At 43.1% G+C, this 26,812-nt stretch carries 25 protein-coding genes and 1 tRNA gene; 2 read left to right on the top strand and 24 right to left on the bottom strand.

From position 1 onward, the window contains the following. Positions 1 to 373 precede the first annotated feature (373 nt). From AC0MXB_RS13920 to AC0MXB_RS13930, 3 genes are all read right to left on the bottom strand, one after another. On the bottom strand, positions 374 to 706 hold the full coding sequence (locus AC0MXB_RS13920; protein ID WP_474040461.1) for a winged helix-turn-helix transcriptional regulator: 333 nt from the start codon (positions 704 to 706) through the stop codon (positions 374 to 376). A 288-nt stretch (positions 707 to 994) separates the two neighbouring features. Further along, positions 995 to 1,894 (bottom strand): DMT family transporter, encoded by a 900-nt coding sequence (locus tag AC0MXB_RS13925; protein WP_474040315.1) that lies wholly within the window; start codon positions 1,892 to 1,894, stop codon positions 995 to 997. Further along, on the bottom strand, positions 1,872 to 2,435 hold the full coding sequence (locus AC0MXB_RS13930; protein WP_474040316.1) for a GNAT family N-acetyltransferase: 564 nt from the start codon (positions 2,433 to 2,435) through the stop codon (positions 1,872 to 1,874). Before AC0MXB_RS13930 ends, AC0MXB_RS13925 begins: the two co-directional genes overlap by 23 nt. Positions 2,436 to 2,601: 166 nt before the next feature. On the opposite strand from AC0MXB_RS13930, the gene AC0MXB_RS13935 reads away from it, so the two are divergent. Then, positions 2,602 to 3,489 (top strand): LysR family transcriptional regulator, encoded by an 888-nt coding sequence (locus AC0MXB_RS13935; RefSeq protein WP_474040317.1) that lies wholly within the window; start codon positions 2,602 to 2,604, stop codon positions 3,487 to 3,489. Between the two features lie 410 nt (positions 3,490 to 3,899). On the opposite strand, the gene AC0MXB_RS13940 is transcribed toward AC0MXB_RS13935, so the two are convergent. Beyond that, on the bottom strand, positions 3,900 to 4,229 hold the full coding sequence (locus tag AC0MXB_RS13940; protein WP_474040318.1) for a hypothetical protein: 330 nt from the start codon (positions 4,227 to 4,229) through the stop codon (positions 3,900 to 3,902). Between the two features lie 32 nt (positions 4,230 to 4,261). On the opposite strand from AC0MXB_RS13940, the gene AC0MXB_RS13945 reads away from it, so the two are divergent. Beyond that, a complete protein-coding gene (locus AC0MXB_RS13945; RefSeq protein ID WP_474040319.1) occupies positions 4,262 to 4,486 on the top strand; it encodes a hypothetical protein in 225 nt (74 codons plus the stop codon). Between the two features lies 1 nt (position 4,487). On the opposite strand, the gene AC0MXB_RS13950 is transcribed toward AC0MXB_RS13945, so the two are convergent. From AC0MXB_RS13950 to AC0MXB_RS14045, 20 genes are all read right to left on the bottom strand, one after another. Beyond that, positions 4,488 to 4,564 (bottom strand) — tRNA-Pro (locus AC0MXB_RS13950). Between the two features lie 67 nt (positions 4,565 to 4,631). Further along, positions 4,632 to 5,546 carry a homoserine kinase gene (gene thrB / locus AC0MXB_RS13955; RefSeq protein ID WP_474040462.1) on the bottom strand — a complete coding sequence of 305 codons (915 nt, stop codon included), beginning with the start codon at positions 5,544 to 5,546 and terminating at the stop codon, positions 4,632 to 4,634. A 9-nt stretch (positions 5,547 to 5,555) separates the two neighbouring features. Further along, entirely contained in the window at positions 5,556 to 6,857 is a 1,302-nt protein-coding gene (locus tag AC0MXB_RS13960) for a homoserine dehydrogenase (protein WP_474040320.1), read from the bottom strand. Positions 6,858 to 6,891: 34 nt separating this feature from the next. Beyond that, positions 6,892 to 7,338, bottom strand: coding sequence for an ACT domain-containing protein (locus AC0MXB_RS13965; RefSeq protein ID WP_474040321.1), 447 nt, complete (start codon positions 7,336 to 7,338; stop codon positions 6,892 to 6,894). A gap of 207 nt (positions 7,339 to 7,545) precedes the next feature. Then, on the bottom strand, positions 7,546 to 9,024 hold the full coding sequence (gene spoIVA / locus AC0MXB_RS13970; protein WP_474040322.1) for a stage IV sporulation protein A: 1,479 nt from the start codon (positions 9,022 to 9,024) through the stop codon (positions 7,546 to 7,548). Between the two features lie 131 nt (positions 9,025 to 9,155). Beyond that, on the bottom strand, positions 9,156 to 10,169 hold the full coding sequence (locus AC0MXB_RS13975) for an NAD(P)H-dependent glycerol-3-phosphate dehydrogenase (protein WP_474040323.1): 1,014 nt from the start codon (positions 10,167 to 10,169) through the stop codon (positions 9,156 to 9,158). Between the two features lie 5 nt (positions 10,170 to 10,174). Further along, a complete protein-coding gene (gene plsY / locus AC0MXB_RS13980; protein ID WP_474040324.1) occupies positions 10,175 to 10,789 on the bottom strand; it encodes a glycerol-3-phosphate 1-O-acyltransferase PlsY in 615 nt (204 codons plus the stop codon). A 13-nt stretch (positions 10,790 to 10,802) separates the two neighbouring features. Beyond that, on the bottom strand, positions 10,803 to 12,125 hold the full coding sequence (gene der / locus AC0MXB_RS13985; protein WP_474040463.1) for a ribosome biogenesis GTPase Der: 1,323 nt from the start codon (positions 12,123 to 12,125) through the stop codon (positions 10,803 to 10,805). Positions 12,126 to 12,204: 79 nt separating this feature from the next. Then, a complete protein-coding gene (locus AC0MXB_RS13990) occupies positions 12,205 to 13,512 on the bottom strand; it encodes a DUF512 domain-containing protein (RefSeq protein WP_474040325.1) in 1,308 nt (435 codons plus the stop codon). A 142-nt stretch (positions 13,513 to 13,654) separates the two neighbouring features. Further along, positions 13,655 to 14,791: a stage II sporulation protein P gene (spoIIP, locus tag AC0MXB_RS13995; protein WP_474040326.1), complete on the bottom strand. Its 1,137-nt coding sequence runs from the start codon at positions 14,789 to 14,791 to the stop codon at positions 13,655 to 13,657. Further along, complete coding sequence (locus AC0MXB_RS14000) at positions 14,784 to 15,518, bottom strand: DUF1614 domain-containing protein (protein WP_474040327.1); 735 nt, start codon at positions 15,516 to 15,518, stop codon at positions 14,784 to 14,786. Before AC0MXB_RS14000 ends, spoIIP begins: the two co-directional genes overlap by 8 nt. A 93-nt stretch (positions 15,519 to 15,611) precedes the next feature. Then, on the bottom strand, positions 15,612 to 16,673 hold the full coding sequence (fni, locus tag AC0MXB_RS14005) for a type 2 isopentenyl-diphosphate Delta-isomerase (RefSeq protein ID WP_474040328.1): 1,062 nt from the start codon (positions 16,671 to 16,673) through the stop codon (positions 15,612 to 15,614). Continuing rightward, positions 16,674 to 18,659 carry a bifunctional 4-hydroxy-3-methylbut-2-enyl diphosphate reductase/30S ribosomal protein S1 gene (locus AC0MXB_RS14010; protein WP_474040329.1) on the bottom strand — a complete coding sequence of 662 codons (1,986 nt, stop codon included), beginning with the start codon at positions 18,657 to 18,659 and terminating at the stop codon, positions 16,674 to 16,676. 119 nt (positions 18,660 to 18,778) lie between these two features. After that, positions 18,779 to 20,620 carry a carbon starvation CstA family protein gene (locus AC0MXB_RS14015; RefSeq protein ID WP_474040330.1) on the bottom strand — a complete coding sequence of 614 codons (1,842 nt, stop codon included), beginning with the start codon at positions 20,618 to 20,620 and terminating at the stop codon, positions 18,779 to 18,781. A gap of 186 nt (positions 20,621 to 20,806) precedes the next feature. Next, on the bottom strand, positions 20,807 to 21,412 hold the full coding sequence (locus AC0MXB_RS14020; protein ID WP_474040331.1) for a lysophospholipid acyltransferase family protein: 606 nt from the start codon (positions 21,410 to 21,412) through the stop codon (positions 20,807 to 20,809). Positions 21,413 to 21,414: 2 nt separating this feature from the next. After that, a complete protein-coding gene (gene cmk / locus AC0MXB_RS14025) occupies positions 21,415 to 22,098 on the bottom strand; it encodes a (d)CMP kinase (RefSeq protein ID WP_474040332.1) in 684 nt (227 codons plus the stop codon). A 39-nt stretch (positions 22,099 to 22,137) separates the two neighbouring features. Further along, positions 22,138 to 23,433 (bottom strand): 3-phosphoshikimate 1-carboxyvinyltransferase, encoded by a 1,296-nt coding sequence (gene aroA, locus AC0MXB_RS14030; RefSeq protein WP_474040333.1) that lies wholly within the window; start codon positions 23,431 to 23,433, stop codon positions 22,138 to 22,140. Positions 23,434 to 23,799: 366 nt separating this feature from the next. Next, on the bottom strand, positions 23,800 to 25,050 hold the full coding sequence (locus AC0MXB_RS14035) for a BaiN/RdsA family NAD(P)/FAD-dependent oxidoreductase (protein ID WP_474040334.1): 1,251 nt from the start codon (positions 25,048 to 25,050) through the stop codon (positions 23,800 to 23,802). A gap of 46 nt (positions 25,051 to 25,096) precedes the next feature. Then, positions 25,097 to 25,825 (bottom strand): pseudouridine synthase, encoded by a 729-nt coding sequence (locus AC0MXB_RS14040; protein ID WP_474040335.1) that lies wholly within the window; start codon positions 25,823 to 25,825, stop codon positions 25,097 to 25,099. Positions 25,826 to 25,833: 8 nt separating this feature from the next. Further along, complete coding sequence (locus tag AC0MXB_RS14045) at positions 25,834 to 26,811, bottom strand: hypothetical protein (RefSeq protein WP_474040336.1); 978 nt, start codon at positions 26,809 to 26,811, stop codon at positions 25,834 to 25,836. Position 26,812 lies beyond the last annotated feature (1 nt).

Here is a 26,812-nt window from a genome sequence, read left to right on the forward strand (position 1 = left end):
CTCTTGAGTACAGTGTAATAGAATTAAAGTAAAGTTACTTCTGCCAAAAGATATATTTTGTAATAATTATTCTTTAATAAAAAACACATATTTCACAAGGGGTTGAGCACGATTATGAAGTAATAAAGAACTACATCAAAAGTTATAGAAAACAATTCTGATCATCAACAATCGAAATTCATGTATAAAATAAAAAACGCCCCTACCGCAGCCTCAAGGCCAAAGTAGGGTTGATTATAAAAAATATTATTTATTAATGAGCCCCTAACAAAATCTTTTCTGACTCCAATCCACATCTATGACACTTTACCGATATAACAACAGTTTGGCTATCCTTAGATAATCTAACGATCTCAAAACCAAAGCCCCCATTTTAGCAGCTAAGATCTCTGTGTTCCCGCATTTGCAGCTTAAACGCATATAATCCCCTCCTACATCCGAGTCTCCTATAAATAAGTGTGAGTGAATATTCAACCTTTTGTGGTACTTCAGCATATACTTTTCTTTCTATAAGACCATCTCTTTCCATATCTCTTAATTGTTGTGTAAGTACCTTTTGACTTACAGCACCTATCGATTTTTTCAACTCTCCAAATCTTTTAGTGCCATCCATAAGATCTCTTAATATCAGCACTTTCCACTTATCCCCTATAAGTAATAAGGTTGTCTCTATATGACAAACGGGTAATTTTTTTTTATGATCTATGCCTCTTTCTTTTTATTATTTGAAAATAACATTGCTATAAAAGAGATATGTATTAGCAATCCTATTGTAAAGAGTCTATATCAGTCTGCAGATAATCCTCTACTAGAAGTATTTTATCTTGAAAATGCCAAGGCCGTTATAGTCGATTTTTCGGGCAGCTTACCGGTAGAATATACTTTTTAATTTATATCTTTAATAAATATTATGAAGTGCCCTGGTTATAAAATATAACCAGGGCACTTATTCTAAAAAGCTAAGTGCATTCAGAGAAATTCTTCATAAAAAACTTTAAATCCCACTGCTTCTATTATTCAAATATACGGAGATACAAATTAAGACTGCACTAACCATTAAGGACATTTTAAAACTTTCATTTAAAAATACTATTGCTAGTACCAGCGAGAATATTGGGACTAAATTCAAATAAATCATCGTACTGCTTGCGCCATATTTTTCTAATGAGTACTGTATCAGAATGTATGTCAGTGTTGATCCAAAAATACCATGATAAATAACCATTATTATTCCTCTCCATGTCACCACTTTATAAAAGTCACTGCTTATTTCAAATAAGAAAAACGGCAATATAACACATAGGGTAACCCCGAAATAATAAAGAAGGATCTGACTAGGCGTATATTTTCTCGGTATTTTTGTATTAATGATACTATATAAAGAAATGCAAAGGACCCCCATTAACATAAGAATATCACCGTAATTCCACTTTATCTCTAGGAACGTACCAATGTGACCATCTGTAATTGTAATCAGTACAGCTACAAGAGATATAAAAATCCCGATAACTTTTTGACAGCTATAAATTTTTTTCAGAAAGGTGCCTTCCAAAAAAAGAGTCATAGCAGGAATTAAAGAACCGATGATAGCAATATTGGAAGCAGAAGTGTATTTCAAGGCCATTACAATCAATAGATTATATGCAAGGAAACCTATCAAGCCTGAAATTGTTAAAATTGGAAGATCTTTGACCTTGAAACATATCTTTTTCTTGTTACTTAGTACAACGGGTAACAATGTAATCAAAGCTATTAAAAATCTGAAAAAGAGAATCGTAAACGTCCCTAATTCTAAAACAGCAATTTTGCCAGTAATAATAACACCAGCTGACAAAATTGCAGCTGGCATCATGAAATGATAGGATTTCATTTTATTTTTTTTGGCAGTAAGCATAAATAAACCCATCATAAACATTATGACTTAACTGAAAACCATATTGTTCGTATAATTTACCAACGATCTCGTTACCATTTGCCACATATACCCATAAATCCTCTACATCATGCTGACTGTTAAGCCATGCCATAATCATATCTGATAATTGTCTACCTATACTTAGGCTTCTATAATCATCATTCACATAGAGTAGTTTAAATGTTCCAATCGTTTTCGGAACTTCGTAGTTTTCAGGATAAAAGCCTATACCGTTCAGCTCTGATGCCCAATCAGGTTTCACCTTCAAAATTTCTTCAGTTACTCGTCCAACACTGGCAAAAGCAAATCCCACAGGCTTTTCTCCATCATAAGCAACTACTAAATGCTTTCTTGAGATATTAGCATATTCCAACTTTAATCTATTATTATAGTTCATACTCCCCATAATATCAGCACGAATCCTTGCATGGTCCGCTTGAAATTTCATCAACTGATTACATAATCCTTCTAAGAAATCAATGCTATTAGATGTAACCACTTTGTATTTAATATTTGTCATAGTATCCTCCTTATAATAGGCTATATTAATGAACAATAAGAAAGAACGATATTTCTTATTAGCTTAGCCTTATTATATCAACCAACTTGTAATAATTAAAATAGCTATATATAATGATATTCATAAGTGTACCCTATAATAAAGAAGCAAAAAAAGGGGGGGCGTCATGGAAATAAGAGAGCTCTTATATGTCAAAACGGTTGCAGATTTTAAGAATCTTACGAAAGCAGCTGAATATTTACATATCACTCAACCAAGTTTATCACAAAGCATTAAAGCCATTGAAGAAAAATTAAAAACCCCTTTGTTTATAAGGAGTAAACGAGGTGTGGAACTCACACAGGTCGGAATAAAATTTATAAGAGATTCAACGCCACTTCTAAATGAATATAATCTTTTTATTTCTAAGCTGAAAAATTATTCGGAGAAAAATTCATCACACTACATTGGGCTATACAAACTCTCATTCACAACATCTCTCAATGATGCTATTATGAGTTTCATATCCAGTAATAGCAAGGATAATTATATAATCAAAGTGGATAACATGGAGAATTTAGAAATGATGTTGCTTTCCAATCATTTGGATATTGCTATTATAAAATATACGCCTATTGCGAAACGACACTCAAAGCTAGCATATGATGTGTTATTCAAAGAAAAGCTCTACGTACTAATGAGTAAGTCCAATCCACTTGCATCATACAATAAAATTTCTGTAAAAAACTTAGAAGGAAACAAATTGATAACAAGTGATACCAATGAATATCCCTATATAATGACAAAAGAAGTTATGAAAAATGCAGGGATTGATCTCGAAATCCACACGTATACCAACTATTATAACTTGCCGATGATATTCAACTTAGTTGAAAAAAATATGGGCATTGCATTTGCAACAAGAGATGTCTGTACATACTTTGACCGCGAAGGAATTATCTATATTCCTCTTATAGAGGACTACTACTATGATGTTTGCATCGTCCAGAATGAAGCAGACAAGCGTTGTGGAAAAAATAGTATGTTAATAGATTATATCCATGATTTTATATAGACATTAATCCAAATTATATTATCTACTACCTGTGCCAAAATTAGTGACTTATTCCACATCCTACTATCTAAAAACAACTCAAAACTGCTAGAAATATGATCATCTTCATCCCTATAAATATTAAATGAAAAACGCCATTACTTTGCCTTTGCTAAAGTAATGGCGTTTTTTATCAAAATCTCTTTTTCAAAAGTCCGATCACGTTTTCCTTGTTGCCGATCACTTCATAGGATACTTCCTTTGTATTATATTGTACAGCGGCCACAGCAATAGCCTTACCGTTCATAGATCCACTACCGCCACCAACATCTCAGCGCCGATCAAGATCAATCTTATAAATGACTACCTTTTGTTGCTCCGTGGGGAACGTGCTGCCTGACGAATCTTTCGTGATGGGCGTAACTACAGTTCTATTGGTTTCTTCGAGAACTACATGCGGTAAATGTCGAATTATTATTTTTGATCTGCTGCTGGACCGTTTCGGCAGTCTTGGTAACATCCAGCGCTGTTACATAATAATTGGCTACCGGTTGCACTTGTCCTAATCGGATCTTCGCCAATTCATCCGCCAAATATTTCGCATTTTTCTCGGAAATATCAAGTTTATTCTGCAATACGTTGACATTATTCAGAAGTTCTTGTGTAATTTGAACCGGCTGCTCCTCACGATCGTCAACATTGGTATGATTATGTCCGAGAAAATAAGCGCCAGCAATATGATTTACGCCATAACTACGCAACGCAGCTAGTTGCCCTTAATGTACATACTCGCTTGATCCAGGCTCAATTAGGCCACAACGATGAGCGCTCAACGAGAAGGTATACACATGTTACCGAAAAAGCGCAGCAAGATGCAGCGCGGAAAATCGGTAAGACTTTGACAGCAATAAAATCGGGTTGCTGTCAGGTTGCTGTCAGATTGCTGTCAAAACACGAAAAGGGCACAAAAAGGCTTCTGAAGAAAAACCTCAGAAGCCTTGATATTACTAGTATTTAATTGGTCGGAGCGGCGAGATTCGAACTCACGACCTCTTCCACCCCAAGGAAGCGCTCTACCAAGCTGAGCCACGCCCCGACTCACAAAAAATATTATACCTAGATTTTACTTACTTGTCAATAGCAAACATAAAAATTACTTTATGTTAATTTGCGGCAAGAACTTCAGCACCGCGTTCGTCTAATGTCAAGATGTGATAGCAAGCTTGAACGCCTGCTTGTTGGAAAGCTTCAACCATAGCCGCTCCGATTTTTTCCGGCTCACTCATGGTAAACGAAATCATGCAAGGACCAGCGCCGCTTAAAGCCGTACCAATCGCACCAGCTTCTTTTGCTGCCGCTATAATGGCATCAAATCCGGCAATAAGGGACTTTCTGTAAGGTTGGTGAAGTCGATCTTCCAAAGCCGTCGTCAAAAAATCATAATTGCCGCTGCAAAGGGCGCCTACTAATAAAGCTGTGCGACTTACATTAAACAAAGCGTCACTATAGGGCACTTCTTTCGGCAGTACTTGCCGCGCTGTTTTGGTAGCTAACTGAAAATCTGGTACAGCCACAACCATCGTTAACGGCTTTGACGGTAAAATTGGTAAGCACTTTCCCTTGCCATGTTCCATAAAGCCGATGGTAAGACCGCCAAATAAGGCTGGCGCTACATTATCAGGATGACCTTCCATTTCTGTAGCTAGCTCTAAAAGCTCGGCTTTTGACAGCTTGCCGCCAGCTAGAGCATTAGCCGCAACTAGACCGCCTACAATAGCCGCCGCACTGCTGCCTAGACCTCTGGCTAAAGGAATTTGATTTTCCAAGGTTAGACGAAAACCACGGCTAGGGTAATCAACCTTCTCCCAAACCTTTTGAATTGCTTTTACTACAATATTATGATCTGGGCCAGGAATTGATTCCTTGCCTTCGCCTTCTACTTCAATTTCGATCGAAGCATCATTTCGCTCTTCGATGGATACATAATTATAAATGGAACAAGCCATCCCCAGTGAATCAAAGCCTGGTCCGCAATTGGCCGTTGTTCCGGGAACACGTACTCTTACAGATGCCATGATATCCCCCGCTTAAATTCCGTCGATTTCTTCTGTTTCTACACGAATTACACTCTTGATATTTGTCACTACAGGCATTCCCGATAAAGTCCGTAATGCCATGCGTACATTGCCATCGGTAACTCGGTAAGTGATCAGAACAATTTCTGAGTAATTATTTACTTTGCGTTTTTGAATAACTGAGTGAAGACTGACTTGCTGCGCACCAAAAGCGCCAGCAATAGCCGCTAAAACGCCGGGCTTATCTTCCACAAGAATGCGGATATAGTAGGGAGAGTAGGTCTTTTCTACGGGGCAAAGATCACGTGTTTCAAAACATGTACACAATATACGACTGCTGACATGATGATACAAATCACGAGCCACATCCATAACATCCGCTACGACAGCGCTCGCCGTAGGCATTTCTCCGGCACCACGACCATAAAACATCGCTTCGCCAATGGCATCGCCTTTTACATAGATCGCATTAAACACATCGCTGACCGCAGCTAAAGGATGGCTTTTCGGAATAAAAGTCGGATGAACTCGTACGTTGAGGCCTTCCTCTGTTTCCTTCGCGGTAGCAATCAACTTAATGATATAGCCAAGTTCTTTCGCATAGGCTACATCCTCGGCAGAAATATTTTCAATTCCTTCTACTGATACGTCATCTAAGGGAACTCTTGTATTAAAAGCAATAGATGCCAAAATAGCAATCTTACGCGCCGCATCCAAGCCGCCAATATCGGCAGTCGGATCGGCTTCGGCATACCCTTTGTCCTGGGCTTCTTTAAGCACAGTGTCAAAATCAAGCAGATCTTCCGTCATTTTTGTCAGAATATAATTTGTCGTACCATTGACAATTCCCATGACTTCCGTGATATGATTCGCAGCAAGACATTGCTTTAACGGACGAATAATCGGAATCCCGCCGCCAACACTAGCTTCAAACATAAAGTCCACGTTATTTTCTTCAGCTGCCGCAAAAAACTCTTTGCCATACAGCGCAACTACATTCTTGTTTGCTGTTACGACATGTTTTCCCGCCTTAAGGGCTTTCAATATATACGTCCGAGCTGGCTCTTCACCGCCGAGAACTTCCACGACAATATCGATATTCGGATCAAGCAGAATCTCATCAGGATCTGCCGTAATGACAGCATCCGTCTGTACTCCTCTGGCCTTTTCCTTGTTGCGTACCAAAATTTTAGCAATCTTTACAGGCATGCCTACTTTTTGGGCCATGGAACAAGTATCATTTTCAATAATTTTAGCAACTCCGGTACCGACTGTCCCGAGTCCTAATAAACCGACCTGAATCGTCTCTTTCATCGCAGCTTCCCCTCTCCCATGACCAACTCTGTTATTAGGCTTGACCTAATACTTCTAACCGTTTGACGCCTTCAATCATTCTCAGTTTATCAAGCAACGCTTCTAAATCAATATCAAGCTCCGCCGTTTCAATGGAAATCGTCGCATTGGCTACTCCCTGGAGAGGAATACCCTGATTGATCGTAAGAACGCTGCCGCGATCGCCAGCAATGGTATTTAAGACACGCGAAAGCACACCCTGCTTATGCTCTAAAAGCAGCGCCAAAGTAACAATTTTCTCCTGGCTCGCTTCATAAAAAGGAAAGACATAATCTTTGTATTTGTAATAAGCGCTGCGGCTTAATTCCATCTTTTCCACAGCCTCATTAATGGTTTTTACTTCGCCTCGTTTTAAGAGTTCTTTGACTTTGATGGTTTTCTTAATTGCTTCAGGCAGGATTTCCTCCCTGACAAGATAAAATACGGCTTTTTGACCCGTCACTGTATTGCCTCCTTCTAGTGCTTCATAAACGGAACATTATCTATTTACAGTAGACATTATATAATACAGGCCAAAATAACACAAGAAAAATTATTTATTTTTCACTATACGTCTCTCACCTATCAACACAAGGTATATTTATAGTGAATTTTCAGTATAAAGTAATTCACAAAAAAAGAACCAGTCTCCTCTGACTGGCTCTTCCCTTTAAAAAATGATACAAATCAGGCCACCACTGCCGTCATTTACAATTTTTTGTAAAGTTTCTCTAAGTTTGATCTGGGCATTTTCGGGCATACCTGTTAACTTGTTCTGTATTCCTTCTCGTACAAGTGCATTTAAGGATTTTCCAAAGAGATTTGTGCGCCAGATTTTTTCCGGCTCGCCCTCAAATTCTCTCATAAGATATTGAATCAATTCTTCACTTTGCTTTTCCGTACCAATAATCGGCGATATTTCCGCCTGCACATCCGTTTTAATAATATGCAGTGAAGGAGCGGACGCTCTCAGTTTTACGCCAAAGCGGTTGCCTGTACGAATAATTTCCGGCTCTTCCAAAACCATTTCGTCAAGCTGGGGCGTAACGATTCCATAACCTGTCGTTTTGACTTCCGATAGCGCCATGGCCACTTTGTCATATTCCCGTTTCGCGTAGGATAATTCTTTCATGAGCCGCAACAACTGATGCTCACCGCCAATAGTAAAACCAGTCAATTCTTCTAAAATGGAATAAAACAAATCCGGTCTTGCAGTCATCTCAATCACGGCGACACCACTACCCAGGTCCATATCATGCAAAATGACATCAGCAATAAACTCGTAGCTTGATAAATCATCAATAGCCCTATCAATATCTCGCAGGCGCTTAATATATTGGACGACTTCATGGACAGCATCGTCAAATTTAAGACGCAGCCAATGATCTGTTTCTAACTCCTCTACCCATTTGGGCAAAGAAATATTAACTTCCTTGACAGGAAACTCATAGAGAACTTCCTGCAAAATCGCATAAATATCATCAGAGTTTAATTGAGCACAGTCGACAGGCAAAACAGGCACATCATATTTACTCTCTAGTTTAGCAATCAGTTCGCGCGTCTCTTTCGCTGTCGGCCTATTCGTATTGAATAATACGAGAAAAGGTTTGCCGATTTCTTTTAATTCGGTAATGACCCGTTCTTCCGCCGCCGTATAGTTTTCACGGGGTAAGTCGGTCACTGATCCATCTGTCGTAACCACAAGACCAATCGTAGAATGCTCGGCAATGACTTTTTTCGTTCCTACTTCCGCTGCTTCTTGAAAGGGAATTTCTTCTTCAAACCAAGGAGTCAGCACCATACGCGGCCCATCTTGCTCTTCATAGCCTAATGCTCCGTCAACAGTGTAACCAACACAATCAACCAGGCGAACGCGTACTGTAACATTTTCTTTGATGGAAATTTCCACTGCCTCATTCGGAATGAATTTGGGTTCTGTTGTCATGATTGTTTTTCCGGCAGCGCTTTGGGGCAGTTCATCTTTGGCCCGCTCTTTGTCATAAGGATCCACAATATTCGGCAGCACTAAAGTTTCCATAAACCGCTTAATAAAAGTAGATTTTCCTGTGCGTACCGGACCAACTACTCCTAAATAAATGTCGCCGCCGGTCCGTTCGGCAATATCGCGAAATAAATCAAATCTTTCCATTTTGTCCCCTCCCCTGCTTCCCCTGGCCTCGGCTCACAAACTAAGCAAAATCGTCATTATCATTATAAATATATGTGGAGGGTTCCTAATTATACCAAAAGAAAAAGAGTATGGAATCTTCCATACTCTTTTTACCAGTTTTCTTCAGTTCGACCGCGAGTCATGAGATCAAGCACAGCCTGTTTGGGATCTTTGCCTTGATAAATTACGCGATACGCTTCATAGGTAATAGGCATTTCTATTTGGTGCAGTTGCGCTAATTCATAAGCAGCTTCTGTCGCTCGAATTCCTTCCACAACCATTTTACTGCTATCTTGAATCTCCGTCATACTTTGCCCAGCGGCAAGCATCAGTCCGGCACGACGATTCCGACTATGACGGCTGGTACAAGTAACAATTAAATCGCCCGCGCCGCTCATACCGGAAAAAGTGTCATTGGTTGCGCCCATGGCCACGCCAAGACGACGAATTTCAACAAGGCCTCTGGTCATCAAGGCCGCTTTGGCATTATCGCCAAAGCCTAGTCCTTCGGCAATGCCTGCACAAAGAGCAATAATATTTTTTAAGGCGCCGCCTAGTTCGACGCCAATAATATCGTCATTTGTATAAGGCCGAAAGGCTGTTGTCATAAGGAGTGTCTGCACAAGCTCCGCCGCCGTCCGATTCGCTGAAGCCACCACAGTCGCTGCTGGTGAACCAAGAGCCACTTCTTCAGCATGATTCGGTCCGGATAAAGCCACAACGGCGCCTGCTTCAGGCATTACCTGTGCTAAAATTTCTGACATACGATAATAGGTTTTGGCCTCAAGCCCTTTCGCGGCGCTCACGAGAATCGCCCCTTTTGCTATATAAGGCTTGACTCGTTCGGCCATTTCCCGCATGACTTTTGAAGGATTGACGAAAAAAATCACCGAAGCTTCCGTTACGGCTTCCGCTAAATCCGTGGTGATCGTTAATGAATCAGGCAAGGCAACACCAGGCAGATAGGTCTTATTTTCCCGATCTTGGTTCATTGCTTGGGCCTGATTGTCGCTGCGCGCCCAAAGATAAACCTGCCTGTTTTCAGTGGCAGCTTGACTGCTTTCACTTAATAGTTTCGCTAAAGCGGTGCCCCAACTGCCAGCGCCGATTACAGCAATTTTCATGAAGCTCACTCCTTCTTCACGATATTTTTGCTATTGCCTGGCTTAATTTTCAGCTCTTCGCCGCGCAGCAATCTACCGATATTGGGTTTATGACGATAAATAACAAATAAAGCCGCTAGTAGGCCAAAGATAAAATATTCCATTTGCACTTGAAAAAACCACATGCACACAGGAACAAGGAAAGCTGCCACAATCGAACCTAGCGACACATAGCGAGTAACGAGAACAATAAGCAGCCACACAGTAAACACAATTGCCGTAACTTTTGGCACAAGAACTGCAATTACGCCAAGGCCGGTCGCTACGCCACGGCCGCCTTGAAATTTCAAGAAAATAGGCCAGTTATGACCGCAAATTGCAGCAATCCCCCCAGCCAAACTGCCAAGCGGCGTACCAACTAAATAAGCACCCAAATAAACACCGGCGATTCCTTTTGCCGCATCAGTGAGCAAAACAAACAACGCTGGTTTAGGACCAAGCACACGAAAGGCGTTGGTCGCACCGATATTTTTGCTGCCAAACTGACGAATATCAACTTGGCAGAAATATTTTCCGATTAAAAGACCGTTAGGAATGGAACCGATCAAATAACTTACGAGCAGTGTCATGACATATTCCATTGTAAAACTCCTTTTATTCTTCTTGTTTTTTCCCGCGCATAATCAGGTGAAGCGGCGTTCCTTCAAAACCAAAGGCTTCCCTGAGCTTATTTTCCAAGTAACGATTATAAGAGAAATGCACGATTTCCGGCTCGTTGACAAAGAAAATAAAAGTAGGCGGCTTTACGCTGGCCTGCGTCGTATAGTAAATTTTCAATTTCCGGCCTTTATCCGATGGCGGCGGACTGATGTGAATCGCATCCTCAACCACCTGATTCAACACGCTGGTAGAGACGCGCATGCTATGCTGTTCGGCCACATATTTAATAATTTCAGTTACGCGCTGAATCCGCTGTTTTGTCAAAGCGGAAATAAAGAGAACTGGCGCATACTGCATAAAAGCAAGCTCGCTGCGAATGTTATCAGTATAGCGCAGTGTGGTTTTGTCGTCTTTTTCCACGAGATCCCATTTATTGACGACAATGGCCACACCTTTACCTGCTTCATGAGCATAACCGGCAATCTTCTTATCTTGTTCCGTAATACCGTCAGTCGCATCAATGACCATAAGAACGACGTCACAACGGTCGACAGCTCGCAGTGAACGCATGACACTATAGCGTTCTACGGCAATCTCCACTTTAGAACGGCGACGCATTCCTGCTGTATCAATGAGAACATATTTCTGACCGTCTTTGACAAAATGCGTGTCAATGGCATCGCGGGTCGTACCAGGAATATCACTCACAATAACTCGATCTTCGCCTAAAATAGCATTAACCATCGAGGATTTTCCTACATTGGGTCGACCAATAAAAGCGACTTTGATTTGATCGTCTTCCACTGTGTCGGCATCGTCTTTCGGCAACGCTTTGACAATTTCATCAAGTAAATCGCCTGTATTCAGCGCATTCGCCGCCGAAATAGGAATCGGCTCGCCAAGTCCCAGATTGTAAAATTCATACAGTTCCATACTATCTTTTGGACTATCTACTTTGTTTACAGCTAAAATCACCGGTTTTTTCGCCCGACGCAGCATGGAAGCTACTTCTTCATCAGATTGAGTCATACCGGCTTTGGCATCCACCATAAATAAAATTACATCGGCTTCTTCCATGGCCAGTTTTGCCTGAATGCGAATATTCGTCGAAATAATATCCTCAGCCATTACTTCAATTCCGCCTGTATCAATCATGGTAAAGGTGCGGTCAAGCCATTCCGCATCCATATAAAGGCGATCGCGTGTTACACCGGGAAAATCTTCTACAATCGCCACTCTTTTTTTCGCAATACGATTAAAGAGCGTCGATTTACCAACATTCGGTCTTCCTACAATCGCTACAATTGGTTTACTCATCATTCTCACCTTCCAAAATTCAACCTTTAATTCAACTTCTGGATTCGATCTTTAATCAGCCCTTGAGTCGATAAATCCTTTAGTTCCAGTTTTTCAATAGTTCCAATAAATCTTTGGCAAACCAGGCCAAACGTACTGGTGTATGGAGAGCTTCGCTCACGTGATCTGGCGTCTTGCCGTCTAAAAAGATATGCTCGCCCTTGCGTAAAGCCACGCCAGGTAAAACCAGCCCATCCATTTCACCGCCAAGAGCCTGCAATTGATTAATAATATCGGTGGCAGTTAAAAGTCCTGTCACAGTAATAGCTTTGCCGAAAAAAGTATTTTCAATCGGCACTACGCGAACCTTTAAATTCGCAATAGCAAGCTCTTCGGTCAAAGGAGCAATAATTTTCGCAGCGGAAGCGCCACAAACTACAGTCAAATGAAAGGGCTTTTCGTAACCAGCTGTCACTTTCTCCGTTTCCTGCCATTCATCAATAAAGCTGCGGACAAGACCAATGCCATTTTCAAGCTGAGGAAATCCATCATAATCCTCTGTTTTCGGTAAAGGACGGCCTGCCGCCATGTAAAACTCATCGCCAAGATGAACAAAAGTGCGATCTTGTTCCTTCCGGCATTGTTCCTGCCACGAAGAAACTTCATCAATAATGGTTCCTGCTTCCTCGGCCGTAAAGCCTCTGAGTTCAAAGCACTTTTCCCGGTAGCGGGTTAAGCCAACCGGAACAATCGCCATAGAGAGTACGGAAGACGACAGCGCATACAAATCCTCAAAAGTCTTTTTTAAGGCAGGGCCGTCATTAAAGCCAGGACATAATACAACTTGGGCATGAAAATCGACGCCAATATCAATCAAAGCCTTGAGCTGCTGCATAATCTGTCCTGCTCGTTTGTTATTGAGCATACGCGAGCGTAGTTCACCGTCTGTCGTATGAACTGATATAAAGAGCGGCGATAAGTGCAGCTTCTTAATCCGTTCCATGTCGTTAGGTCCGATATTCGATAAGGTGACAAAATTTCCATAAAGGAACGAAAGTCGATAATCGTCGTCTTTTACATACAAACTTTGCCGCATACCTGTGGGCATCTGATCAACAAAGCAAAAAATACAACGATTGCCGCACCGTCTCACGCCGTCAAAAACAGCGCTTTCAAACTCAATCCCCAAATCTTCATCGAAATCTTTTTCTATTTCTATTTCAACAATTTCTCCCGATGCTTTTTCAATAACAAGTTCCACAAATTCATCAGATAAGGCAAAGCTAAGATCAATCAAATCCTCTACACTTTCACCATTTACACTGATTAGTGCATCACCAGAAACAAGGCCTATTTCCTCGGCAATGCTCTCAGGCTGAACACTTGCAATTAAGGCTTTATATGCCAAACTACTCACCTCAAAATCATAATTCCTTATTATCTAGCCTTTTCCTGCTTGGCTAGAAATACAAAGGAAAAGAGTGATGAAAAACATCACTCTTTTGTACACCAGAATGAACACCTAATTAATCATATCATGAACTTGCTATTTATTCATCCTTTTTCTTTCCATCTTCCGCTTTGTTTTCCCCTTTTTCTTGTTTTGCCGCAAATAAATTCACAAATTCCGTTGTAGTAAATTGCTTCAGTTTTGCCTTGGCTTCTTTCATACTGCCTGTACTGAGCAGGAGAAATAGTGCGGCGCCAATCACAATCACTACAGCCATAATGCCCATCGATTTAACGGCCCCCGATGGCCCTGTCGTGGTGGTACCGACACCAGCCTGTCCACTCACGCCATTGGCGCCGCTTTTGGCAATTACGCCAGGAAGCACATCGGCAAATAAGGCAATACCGCGTTCGGCTTCTTCCTTACTATTCGTATGAGCTCCTACTTCTAATAACATGGATCGGGGAAACAAGTCCTGATTATAATCGCCGCCTTTGGCAAAAAAGATCCCTTTAATGAGTCCCGGATGCTTCGTATCCGCTACCGATTTAAGCTGCAACGCATAGTCTTCAATCTGCTTGCCTGTAGGACCATACTGTCCCACAACGAGCTGCACCTTCGTCACATCCTGACCATTGATCTGCGTCTGATAGACCTGCGGTGGCGTTGAATCGCGATGTACGTCAAAAATCGCATCAGGCTGTTCTTTTAAGAGATCAGCTGCGGTCCGTCGTGACCGCTCATAGGCCATATCATCATGCGGATCATGCTTTGCCTCAGAATGAATCACGGTCATTCCCTGCGCTTCTAACGCCTTTGCAAACGAATCGCCGACTTGAAAAATTCCGCCGCCGCCGCGAATGCTGTCCGTGCCATCAGAAGGAACGTAGGATTCGTCCGTATGGGTATGGTAAATCGCAATTTTCCCTTTATCTTCAGCTGTCGCAACAGAAAAATTGAACCACTGCGGCAGCCAGCTGCCAAAAGTTTTTTCCTGTTGCGGCAAATCTGTCGTTCCCAAATACTTTCCTTGGGCCCTATCACCCGTTATTGAAACAATTTCATAGCGTTTATTGTCAGCCGTCAAAACCTGATCTCCCTTGCGGACTTTCCAGCCGGTCTCGTAAACAACTTGACCGCCTTCATCAATGATTTGATAGTAATTTTCGGCGGCGTAAACCCGCAGCGGCAGCAGTTGCAGTAATAGAATAATAATCGTCAGAAGCCATCTATTCATTCGGTCCACCGCCTTCGGGAAAGCGCTGTGGTTCGTTTTTTTTCTTTTTCCCCTTTTCCGTTAACTCTTTACTAAATTCATAGAGCCCTTCATTATGAATCGGCCCAGCAACATGGCCGCCTTGCAATTTTTCTCTTGTCTCGCCAACAAGTTCGGCAATCATAATACCAACAAGTCCCGCGATGACCGTGACATCAAGGGCGCCAGCACCGCCAATGGCTGTCGTTCCAGCTGTTTGCGTGCGAAGCAGCGTAACCATATGCCAGATATCACTTAATACGATGCCCAGAACACCGCCAATAAAGGCGCTGCGCCGTGAACGGCCCGCAATATAAGCAATGAGCCCGGCAGCAATTCCGTAAATCAGCTTAGGATCTAAAAACATGCTTTCTGGCTCGTCTGGCAAATACTTAGAACCAAGCATAACGGCTGCAGCTACGAGCAGGGCGCTTACAATCGCTCGAACTCTTTCTGCCGTTTGGTCAGCCTTTACAATGAGCCAAATCGACAAGAGTAAGGGAAGTACGGCCCCACCGATATTGACCGTAACTTCTACAGGCGAACGCAAAATCGTAATATCCATAAAACTTCCGATGATCATTGCAGCAATAAACAGCATCGCCTGCTTATCTGTAAGCCGCATTCTGTCTAATAGCCGTTGAGCCAGACCAAAATAAATTAATACAGCCATAATGATAAGCAAAACCATTCCGAGCGGCATCCCCATTGAATTCCACCTCTCACCTTTTTCTATAATTTTTCCTTTATAGTTTTTCCCCGCCTGCAAAAAATATACAAAAAAGCATGGCCGAAGCCATGCTTAGCGAAGTGCATAAGAGGTAATATCAATTTGCCGCGCTGTGAGCCACTCGCGGGTAAAGCCAGTAATTACAAACGGTCGCTTTGCTAGTTGCAATGGATTATCGGCACCGCAAAGCAACATAAATTTCTTCAATTCCAGTAAGAAATCGTCTAAATAAGCAATGGCTTCCGCCTCATTCTGTTGCGATAAGAAGCGCAGCCACGGCGCCGCTATCCCCACAGCCTTTGCCCCAATCGCCAAAGCTTTTGCCGCTTCTATGGGCGTTCGTACCCCGCCAGAAATCATAAGATCAACCGAATTTTTCAAAGCAGATTTGACTTCGAGAGCGCTGAGCGCCGTAGGAATCCCCCAATAGAGCCAATCCTGGGAAAAGCGATTTTCCTGTGGTTTGCGACTTGCTTCAATCGCTACAAAGTTTGTACCGCCAGCGCCGCCCACGTCAATGGCCTGTATCCCAGCCCCACATAATGCTTCAGCCTGCTCACGCGCAATGCCGTTGCCTACTTCTTTCACGACAACAGGAACAGAAAGATGACTAGCAATCGTTGCAATATTATCTAAATACCCTTTAAAGGAACGATCCCCTTCCGGCATAATCATTTCCTGCGCTGCATTGAGATGAATCTGTAAGGCATTCGCTCCTATCATATCAACAGCAGCTTGCGCCTCTTGCCAAGAAGCATGCGCTCCTAAATTAGCAAAAACGATCCCGTCTGGATTCTGTTGACGAATAACTTCATAGGAGTGATACCCTTGCCCTTTCGCGACTGCGGCGAACTGGGAACCTACCGCCATGGCGCTCTTGGTCTTAGCCGCCAACGCGGCAAGCGCCGCATTGACAGCAGCAACATCATCATTGCCGCCGGTAATCGCATTTATAATAACAGGATGCACTAAGGAAATCCCCATAAATGGAACGGAAAGATCCACTTCATGAAAAGCAAGCTCCGGCAAAGCATTATGAATCAGTTGAATATCTTGAAAGCCCGTAATAGCAGGACCGTCATCTAGCGCTAAGGCGTATTTAATATGATCCAATTTTCGAGACTGCCGCGACATTTATTTTAACCCTTTAAGTAAATCTTTAAACTTATCGCCTAAAGTCACATGAAGACTGTCTTGATTGCCTAAATAACCCTGGAATTCTTTACGTTCCAAATCTTCTTGCGCTGCTTTTAGACTGAGGGCAATTTTCTTCTTGCCTTCCTCAACAGCCAACACTTTTACTTTCACATTTTGCCCTTTACTTACTACATCTTCGGCTTTGGCAACACGCTGCTCTGCCATTTCGGACAAATGTACAAGGCCTTCCAAGCCATCACCAATTGCCACAAAGGCGCCGAACGCTGTTAATTTCGTTACAGTACCTTCAATAATTTTTCCTGGTACAAGTTCAGCAACCTTATTAAACCAAGGATCTTCCTGCACTTCCTTAAGACTTAGCGAAATTCGTTTATGGTCTTTGTCCACTTTCATAACCATAACGGAAACAGCATCACCGACGGCAACGACTTCATCAGGCGAAGCAACTCTTTCCCACGATAAATCGGAAATATGAATCAGTCCGTCAACGCCGCCTAAATCAACAAAAGCCCCAAAGTTGGCAATTCGGCTAATCGTACCGTCCACAGTAGTCCCAACGGTAAGTTTATTATAAACTTCGTCTTCTTTGCGGCGCCGTTCTTCTTGCAAAATGACGCGCCGGGAGAGTACGGCTTTATTTTTTTCTTCGTCTACTTCAATCGGTCTAGCGGCAACAATATCGCCAACATAACTATTTAGATCTTCCACATATTGGAGGCTAACTTGTGAGGCAGGAATAAACACGCGAACACCGGAAAATGCGCCCACAAGGCCGCCTTTCACAACTTCCGTGATTTTCACGTCAATGGCTTCCGCTTTGTCTCTAGCCAAAGCAAGCCGTTTCCAGGCATCTTCTTTATCAGCTAACACTTTCGATAATAAGACAGGCGTATCGTCTCGATCTAACGCTACGACACTTACCGAAATCAAATCGCCATTTTTCACTACATCAGCAGCATTTTCTGGTGCCGGAAAAGCCAAGTCGGCCCGCCGCACCATGCCTTCTGACTTATAACCAATATCAACAAATACTTCGTCTTTTAATACACTGACAACTTTACCTTCTATAATCATGCCAACAGAAAGTTTTACGCTTTCATCCTGCATCATTTGCTCCATCTGTTCCATTTTCTCCATCTCTTCCACCTTGTTAATAACCTCCTCTATAATCCAATCAGGCGTTGACGCTCCTGCTGTAACACCGATGGTATGAATTCCTGTGAACCACTGCGCTTCAAGCTCAGCGGCTGTTTCAATATGATACGTTGTAGTCCCGCTTTGACGACAAAGCTCAGCTAGACGCGATGTATTCGCACTATTTTTACCGCCAACGACCAAAACAAGCTCTACCTGCGTCGCAACAGCGACCGCCGCTGCTTGCCGTTGGTCTGTTGCCGTACAAATCGTACGCCGCACTACAAGGTCAGGACATTTTTGCGCCAAAATTGCCCGAAGTTTCTCAAACTTTTCCCCAGAGAAAGTGGTTTGGCTGACAATTCCGAGTTTCTGGGTTGGTTCATAGGCGTTTGCTTCTGCTTCTGTCTCAAGAATTTGCGCCTGTTTCCCAGTCCACTCCCAAATACTTTTAACTTCTGGATGATTTTTTTCACCAATAATTACAACTTCATAACCGTCCGCTTGTAAAGCGGCAGCTTCTTGCTGGGCCTTTTTCACATGCGGGCAGGTTGCGTCAACGACTTCAAGCCCTAACTGAGCTGCTTTATCATAAACAGCCGGGCCTACGCCGTGAGAACGAATCACGACGGTTTTCGCTGTTACGTCCTGCAAAGTGTCGGCAACTAACGCACCTTGCTTTTTTAGCTTGTCCACCATTTGGGGATTATGAATAATCGGACCTAATGTAAACACGCTTCCCTTTTCCCTCGCTGCTGTCTCTGCTACTTCCACAGCACGTTTTACGCCGTAGCAGAAACCACAGTGTTCCGCTAATTTGATTTTCATAATTCCTCCCTAAAAGTTATATGTTCTTATTATAAATCTATTTGATAAAATCTTTCAATCTTTTCTCCTGAATAAAACAAAAAGAGAGCCTACCGGCTCCCTTTTATTTTGCTAATTTCTCAGCTTGGAACATTGGGTTTCGTCGTACCATATTCACAGACAGGATGAATTTCCGTGTTCATACCAACTGGTTTATCCGTCTTAAGCAATTCCATCCATTTGCGGATGGAATCTACTAAGGTAATAGCAACAAGCACGAGCAAAATCACACTGACTGTTCCGTTAACGATTCCTGACGTATCACCTTTTGCAAAGAACATCTTTACATTGAGGATACCAGCCCAAATAACCGTAACTGCCAGAAAAGCGAGCGGCGCTCCCGTAACTAGCGCATAGGATTTCTTCGTGGCAATTTTCAAGATGATCGTCGTGCCAATTGCTAAAGCAACAACAGACAACAGCTGATTGGCTACACCAAAGAGTGGCCAAATTGTAGCAACTTCACCACTGTAGAGAAGATAGCCCCAGCAAAAGCTAACAAAAGCACTCGTAAGCACAATACCTGGCCACCAGTTATTGTCTTTAAACTTCGGCAGACCATGATCGCCCAGCACATCCTGCAGAATATAACGACTTACCCGTGTACCAGCATCAATCGTAGTCAAGATAAACAAAGCTTCAAACATAATGGCAAACTGATACCAATAATTCATTAGATGCTGCATACCGCCGATGCTGGAGAAAACATGAGCCATGCCAACAGCCAGCGATACAGCGCCACCAGGACGATGGGCTACATCCATACCGACAAGCTGTGATAATTTATCCAGTTCTACCATCGGAATATTCAGCTTAGCGAACACAGCGGCTGGCGTATTAATGGCGAAATAATCGCCAGGAGCTAAAACAACTGCCGAAATGAGCGCCATTACGGCAACAAACCCTTCGGTAAGCATCCCGCCATAAGCAATCGGCCGTGCCTGCGATTCCTGTTCGAGCATTTTCGAGGTAGTCCCAGTACTAATCATGGAATGGAACCCCGAAATAGCGCCACAGGCAATTGTAATAAATACATAGGGCCACCAAGGACCAGGAATAATCGGACCGCCGCCTTCAATAAAGCGTGTCGTCATTCCCATCTGCACAGTAGGTTGTACGATGACAATCCCTACAGCCAAAGCAACAACGGTACCAATTTTCAAATAAGAACTCAAATAACCACGCGGTGCTAGTAACATCCACACAGGCAACACAGCGGCAAGAAAACCATAAGTCGGAAGAATCACCGAAAGCTGATCTTTCGTAAAGGTGAAATAGTCAGCAATAGAACTATTGGCAACCCAGTTACCAGTAATAACTGCGGCCATTACCATAACGAAACCAGCAAAAGAAGCATATTTTAAGGCTCCAGGAGTCAATTTAAATATAAAAAGTCCAATAATAAAAGAAATCGGAATGGTCATAAAAATCGTATAGACGCCCCAAGGATTTTTGAACAGGGCATTGACAACAACGATTGCCAGACCAGCCATGGCAACAATCAAAATAAAGAATACCGCAGCCGTCGTGGCCGCACCAGTAATTGGACCAGTTTCTCTGTGAGCAATAACAGCTAGTGACTGTCCATTGTGACGTGTAGATGCAAATAAGGTAATGAAATCATGTACACCGCCAGCAAAAATGGAACCTAAGAGAATCCACATAAAGCCAGGACCCCAGCCATATTGTGCCGCAAGCACAGGTCCAATGAGCGGTCCCGCACCAGCAATGGCAGCAAAATGCTGTCCAAAAAGAACCCATTTATTTGTTGGAATAAATTCTTTCCCGTCATTGCAGCGATACGCCGGTGTTACATTCTGATCATTGAGCATCAGAACTTTCGCGGAAATAAAAGCGGAATAATACCGATAAGCTAGCAAAAAGGCACAAACTGCAACAATCAACAACATGATGGAATTCATTATCTACACCTCGCTGTTTAGTGATTTTAAACCGTCTCTTAATCCTCCTTTGTTAAGTATTTTAATTTTATTACCCATATTCATAATAACGCAAATTTACAGACTTTTCAAGCTAGACTTTCAATAAGCGACTAGGCCAAACAAATAAAAAAACAACGCGCCAGCATATGCTAACGCGTTGTTTCTTCACGACGCCTTACCGGCGCGTTCATCAAGCATTTTTTGTATGGAAGCCATGACTTGTTCACTTAACGGCACATCCTCTTTGCGATCGCCTTTTTTCGGAGGATAAATAGGAGCGCCAAAATGAACTTCTAATTGCGGCAGGCAAAACAAGTTTTTAAACATGCGATTTGTACCATAAATCGCAGCAGGAACTACGGGAACCTCCGCTTTGGCGGCAATCATTTCTAGTCCTGCTGCCGGTTTTTGCAGCTCGCCAGTTTTGCTACGTGTTCCTTCCGGAAAAATGCCCACAATCTTTCCTTCCTTGAGTAAATCAATGGCCGTGCGCAGAGCTGTGCGGTCTGCTACGCCCCGTTTTACCGGAAAAGCGCCTAGTGACCGAATCGCCGCGCCAAATAACGGAATTTGAAAGAGTTCTAGTTTAGCCATAAAGTGAAGTCTTAACAACATAGCCGTACCAAGCACCGGCGGATCCCAGTTACTCATATGATTGGCAGCCAATATATAGCCGCCTTGCTGGGGCAGATGCTTTCTACCAGTTACTTTCAACCGAAACAGCCCTTTAAACAGCGGATTAAATAAGAGACGAAGCAATCCATAAAGCATAATCAGACCTGTCCCTTCGCTTCACACAACTGGAAAATAAATTGAACGGCTTGATCAATTGTTAGTTCCGATGTATCTAGATAAACAGCATCTTCCGCTTGAACTAAGGGAGCGCAAGCTCGCTCGCTGTCTAACTTATCTCGCGCCGCAATTTCGGCCGCTAATTGTGCTAGTTCCACTTCATAACCTTTCGCCGCCAGTTCGGCATGACGGCGTTTAGCCCGTGTTTCTACCGAAGCTGTTAAAAACACTTTCACCTCGGCTTCGGGAAAGACTCTCGTACCGATATCGCGGCCATCCATAACGACACCGCCGCTTGCGGCCATTCGCCGCTGCTGGCTGAGCAGCGCCGCTCTGACACCAGCGACTTTCGCCACTTCCGCTACAAAAGCAGTTACCTGCGGCGTTCGGATGGCCGCTGTAATATCTATTTCACCCACGAATATTTCGAGTCCGTCACCAGATGGACGCAACGTTACCGTCGTTTGCTCAGCTAACTCTGTCATTTTCGCCGCGACAGCTATGTCATTTTTATCAATACCCTGCTCCAACGCCTGCCAGGCAATTGCTCGGTACATGGCGCCTGTATCAACATATGTATAATTTAGGCGACTAGCCAGTACTTTGGCAACTGTACTTTTGCCTGCACCGGCTGGTCCGTCAATCGCTACAGTAAGTCGTTTCATGATTGTATAAGCTCCTTTATTCAAAAACCCCATTTGCCATCAAGAAGAAATCTGTTCTAAATGCTTAAAGAAAGTAGGATAGGAAATTTCTACGCATTCCGCTTCAGCGATTTCTGCGCCTTGCCCGAGCAGTCCCGCAATGGCCGTAGCCATTGCCAAACGGTGATCAAAGCGAGAATGGCAGATGGAGTGACTCAAAGTCTGAGGCCCGTTAATAATTAGGCCATCTTCCGTCACAACAAATTTAGCGCCAAGCTTGGTCAATTCACCAGCGATGCCTGACAATCGGTCGGTCTCTTTGACCTTTAATTCACTAGCGCCTTCAATTCGGGTCATACCTTTGGCAAAGAGTGCCGCCACAGCTAAAACCGGGATTTCATCAATAAGACGCGGAATCATTTCATGGGAAATGGTAACGCCGTGAAGCTCTGCCGAACGCACGACAAGATCGCCGACTTCTTCCCGCCCAAAATAACGCCGATTTTGAATTTCTATATTAGCTCCCATCATCGTAAGAGCATCAATAATCCCCGTACGGGTCGGATTAATTCCCACATTTTTCAATGTCACTTCACTGTCTGGAGCGACAGTCGCCGCAACGAGCCAATAGGCGGCGGAGCTAATATCGCCAGGAACAATCACCTCAGCTGGCGCCGTAAGCTTTTCCGGCGGCGTAATCGTAACAGTAGTATCAGTCACATTGACATCAACCCCGAAGTTTTCAAACATAAGTTCCGTATGATTTCGCGAAATATACGGCTCAGTCACACTAGTAGGACCTTCAGCAAAAAGACCCGCCAAAAGCTGCGCTGATTTAATCTGAGCGCTCGCAATATGATTCATAAAGTTTTGCCCTTGTAATTTACCTGCTGGTAAAACTGCAATCGGGGCCTTGCGGTTTTTATTACGGCTATAGAGTTGCGCACCCATTTGCTTTAAAGGATCAATGATGCGAGCCATAGGACGTTGACGCAGTGAATCATCGCCAGTGATTACACTAAAGAAGTCCTGTCCTGACAAGATCCCGCTCATCAGTCGCATTGTCGTGCCAGAATTGCCTGCATCAAGAATATTTTCCGGCTCTTTCAGACCATGAATCCCTTTGCCGGAAACCCATACACAGCCTGAAGCTTCCGAATAGGAGATGACAATACCTAACGAACGGAAACAATCAATTGTCGATAAGCAATCTTTGGAAAACAAAAAGTTTTTTACGACAACTGGTGTATCCGATAAACTTGCCAGCATAATGGCCCGATGCGAAACCGATTTGTCTCCAGGAACTTCAATGGTTCCTCTCAGGCGCTTGACCTTTTGCACATGATATTCTTCCATTTTTTCCTCCTCTGCCTTCCTCCAATAAGTCTAAGCCGCATTACAAAGTTGCGACATATAAAAGCCGCCGGAAATTAAGGGCTAATTATAAAAGAATTCCTTATATAGCGGAAAAATCCTCTATTTTGCGGGAAAAGTACTTTTGTCGGTAGTTACAAGCGATGTTCCCTCTAACTGATCTAATAGCGATAGTTTAACACGAATACCATCTTGCAGCATAAGCCCCTGTACAAGGGTCAGTACAATTAAGCATAGTAGCGCAACACTGCATAAAAACCGTTCAAAACGTTTGATCTGCTTAGCCGAAATAAGACATTTCTCCTTTTGGAACCTAGTATAGCCCTTTGCCCTTATTTTAATCGTCGTTTATTCTATTTGAGCCGCACTTCTCCCAGCTACAAAACCGGTTGAAAAAGCAGCCTGTAGGTTATAGCCGCCAGTATAGCCATCGATATCAATCACTTCGCCTGCCAGAAAGAGTCCTGGTACGATTTTAGATTCCATGGTCTTAGGATTAATTTCCTTAGTGGCAACGCCGCCTGCCGTAACAATCGCTTCACGCAACGGCCTTGTCCCACGAATAAAAAAACTTAAGTGCTGCAGTTGGTGCTGCAGTCTCTGCCGTTCTGCTTTCGTCACTTGATGAACAAATTTTTCCGGATCTAAATGGGCTAAATCAATCACCACAGGAATCATCTTCGCAGGCAGCAATTCTGATAAACTATTTTTCAACTGGCGACGGGAAAATTTCTCAAAATCCCGCTGAAGTCGTTTGTCTAGTACTTCTTCCGACAAGGCCGGTTTTAAATTAATTTCAATTGCCACTTCCTCAGTAACTTGCTGCCTTTCATCAAGCCAAGCCGTAAGCAAGCGACTCAAGGACAAGATAATCGGTCCCGTCAAGCCATAGTGAGCAAACAACATTTCCCCGAATTCTTCCCCAACTTTTTGCTCTTTCACAATGAGCGAAGCTTTTACATTGCGCAGCGATAATCCTTGAAGGTCGCCAATCCAATCTTCCTCCACTTCGAGCGGCACAAGCGATGGCCTAAGCGGCACAAGCGTATGGCCTAGCTTTTTGGCCATGGCATACCCGTCGCCGCTAGAACCTGTCCCCGGATAAGAAGCGCCGCCCGTCGCTAAAATCACAGCATCGGCCTTAAGAAGTCCCTTGTCTGTTTCTACGGCAGTAACAACGCCATTTTCTGTCAAAATCGCCTTAGCACTTTGATTATAAAGTACTTTCACTTTGCGTTCTAATAGCCCTAAAGAGAAAGCCGCCACTACATCTTTGGCCTCATCGGAAACAGGAAAAACTCGTCCGCCTCGTTCGACCTTTGTGGCCACCCCCTGCGCATTGAGCCAGGCAATAATATCTTCCTGAAAGAAAGTATGAAAAGCGCCATACAGAAAAGAACCATTGCCGGGAATATGCGAAATCATCGTTTTAATATCACAATCATTTGTTATATTGCAGCGTCCCTTACCAGTAATAGCGAGCTTTCTGCCCAGAGAAGCCATTTTTTCTACTAAAACCACTTCTCCACCCTGATCTGCGGCGCTTATGGCCGCCATGAGTCCAGCAGCGCCGCCGCCGATAACGATAATTTTCTTCAAAACCAATTCCTCCTGAAAAGAGCGGGCTTATTTCAGCCCGCCCTGCTTAACTTTTTTCTTCTACTAATTTCTTAAGTTGTCTTACTTCTGCCACAGTAAGCAGCCGATAGCTGCCTCGTTTCAATCCAGCCAGTGTTAAAAAAGCCATTTTTGTGCGTTTTAAATTTCTGACAGGATGGCCAATGGCCTCAAACATCCGGCGAACTTGTCTGTTGCGTCCCTCAAATAAAGTGACTTCAAGTGCAGTCTGATTTTTTTCTAAATCCCGTTCCAAAAGAACTACTTTCGCAGGCTGCGTCATACCATCATCAAGTTTGATGCCGCGGCGCAATTTATCGAGCCTATCATCTTCAGGCAGTCCCAGCACTTTTGCTTCATAGACTTTCGGTACATGATGCTTCGGATGAGTCAGCGCTTGCGTCAACTCACCATCATTCGTAAGCAATAATAATCCTTCGGTATTATAATCAAGACGACCTACAGGATGTACTCTCTGTCCGAGATCTTTCACAAAATCCGCCACGGTCTGACGACCTTCGGGGTCTTTTAACGTGGTAACAACGCCTTTAGGCTTATTCAGTAAAGCGTAGACTAGCTTTTGCCGTTGAATTACCTTTCCATCCACTTTGATCAGGTCTTTTTCTTCGACTTTTGTTCCTAACTCTGTCACAATCTTGTGGTTTACTGCTACTTTTCCTTCAACAATCAATTTTTCCGCTTCTCGACGAGAAGCAATCCCTGATTGACTAATTACTTTCTGCAATCTCTCTGCCATAAATACTCCTATTCTTCTTTTAATACCTCGGCTAAAACGTCAAAATCCGTTTGGACTTTGCAAAGCCTTACTGTTTCATCTGTTTTTGTCTTTTTTTGACAACTGCCGCATACACCTTCGCCGCAACACATTACTGCATTGTTTGTAACGACAAGCGGAAGGTTCACATGCGTTTCGTCAAGTATTTTGATAATCGCCTGATGTTGTACATCAGGACCAGCGCTGACAATCACATCAGGCAGTTCTTTCTCTGTAATAAACCATTCCCTGATTTTGGCAAATCCTGTTTGTCTGAGCGAATCAAGGGGATACACTGTCACCCCTAAAGCTGCTAGATCTTCTACACAAAACAAAGTACCTACTTGGCCGGGAGCTAAAAAAGCCTTCACCTCATTTTGCCCATTTCTCAATTTTTGAGCAATCGCTAAAGCCGGTGCCTGACCAATTCCTCCAACTATTAGTAGTATTGTACCACAAGAGATCTTATCAATCCATGGTTGACCTAAAAGTCCGTTAAAATAAGGTCCTCGCACTAAAATGGAATCATTGCGATTTTCCCAAAGCCGCCGTGTCTTCGGTCCGATGATTTCCACAATCACTTCAATTTGTGATCCCGTGATTTTATAGACTGCTACGGGAAACTGAAAGTAAAGCGGATCCTTGGCCAGACGAAAAAATAAAAATGCTCCCAACCGACTTAACTCTGCGGCGAAATCTGCCGATAGCGCAAAAGAAAGTTTATACGTATTTATGCCAATTGCTTCACTGGCCGTCATGGTGACTTCCTCTTCGCGACGCCAAAAGTCCGGCATTGCCGTGAGCGGTTTTTGCCATTCTTTTAAATTAAAAATGCAAATCCCCGGCCAGTCACAGCTGCAAAAATCCTTGCCTTGCAATTGACTGCATAGGATACACTGATTTGTCTCTGCTAACAGACAGGGACAATATTTTGTATTTACGTCAATACATTGAAGGCGTTTTCGCATA

The organism is Pelorhabdus sp. sgz311001 (assembly GCF_055901755.1).

Coding starts and splice junctions, on each gene's coding strand:
- AC0MXB_RS13925 (WP_474040315.1), bottom strand. CDS start 1,894: ATGCTTACTGCCAAAAAAAATAAAATGAAATCCTATCATTTCATGATG.
- AC0MXB_RS13930 (WP_474040316.1), bottom strand. CDS start 2,435: ATGACAAATATTAAATACAAAGTGGTTACATCTAATAGCATTGATTTC.
- AC0MXB_RS13935 (WP_474040317.1), top strand. CDS start 2,602: ATGGAAATAAGAGAGCTCTTATATGTCAAAACGGTTGCAGATTTTAAG.
- AC0MXB_RS13960 (WP_474040320.1), bottom strand. CDS start 6,857: ATGAAAGAGACGATTCAGGTCGGTTTATTAGGACTCGGGACAGTCGGT.
- spoIVA (WP_474040322.1), bottom strand. CDS start 9,024: ATGGAAAGATTTGATTTATTTCGCGATATTGCCGAACGGACCGGCGGC.
- AC0MXB_RS13975 (WP_474040323.1), bottom strand. CDS start 10,169: ATGAAAATTGCTGTAATCGGCGCTGGCAGTTGGGGCACCGCTTTAGCG.
- plsY (WP_474040324.1), bottom strand. CDS start 10,789: ATGGAATATGTCATGACACTGCTCGTAAGTTATTTGATCGGTTCCATT.
- der (WP_474040463.1), bottom strand. CDS start 12,125: ATGAGTAAACCAATTGTAGCGATTGTAGGAAGACCGAATGTTGGTAAA.
- spoIIP (WP_474040326.1), bottom strand. CDS start 14,791: ATGAATAGATGGCTTCTGACGATTATTATTCTATTACTGCAACTGCTG.
- AC0MXB_RS14000 (WP_474040327.1), bottom strand. CDS start 15,518: ATGGGGATGCCGCTCGGAATGGTTTTGCTTATCATTATGGCTGTATTA.
- fni (WP_474040328.1), bottom strand. CDS start 16,673: ATGTCGCGGCAGTCTCGAAAATTGGATCATATTAAATACGCCTTAGCG.
- AC0MXB_RS14010 (WP_474040329.1), bottom strand. CDS start 18,659: ATGAAAATCAAATTAGCGGAACACTGTGGTTTCTGCTACGGCGTAAAA.
- AC0MXB_RS14015 (WP_474040330.1), bottom strand. CDS start 20,620: ATGAATTCCATCATGTTGTTGATTGTTGCAGTTTGTGCCTTTTTGCTA.
- AC0MXB_RS14020 (WP_474040331.1), bottom strand. CDS start 21,412: ATGCTTTATGGATTGCTTCGTCTCTTATTTAATCCGCTGTTTAAAGGG.
- cmk (WP_474040332.1), bottom strand. CDS start 22,098: ATGAAACGACTTACTGTAGCGATTGACGGACCAGCCGGTGCAGGCAAA.
- aroA (WP_474040333.1), bottom strand. CDS start 23,433: ATGGAAGAATATCATGTGCAAAAGGTCAAGCGCCTGAGAGGAACCATT.
- AC0MXB_RS14040 (WP_474040335.1), bottom strand. CDS start 25,825: ATGGCAGAGAGATTGCAGAAAGTAATTAGTCAATCAGGGATTGCTTCT.
- AC0MXB_RS14045 (WP_474040336.1), bottom strand. CDS start 26,811: ATGCGAAAACGCCTTCAATGTATTGACGTAAATACAAAATATTGTCCC.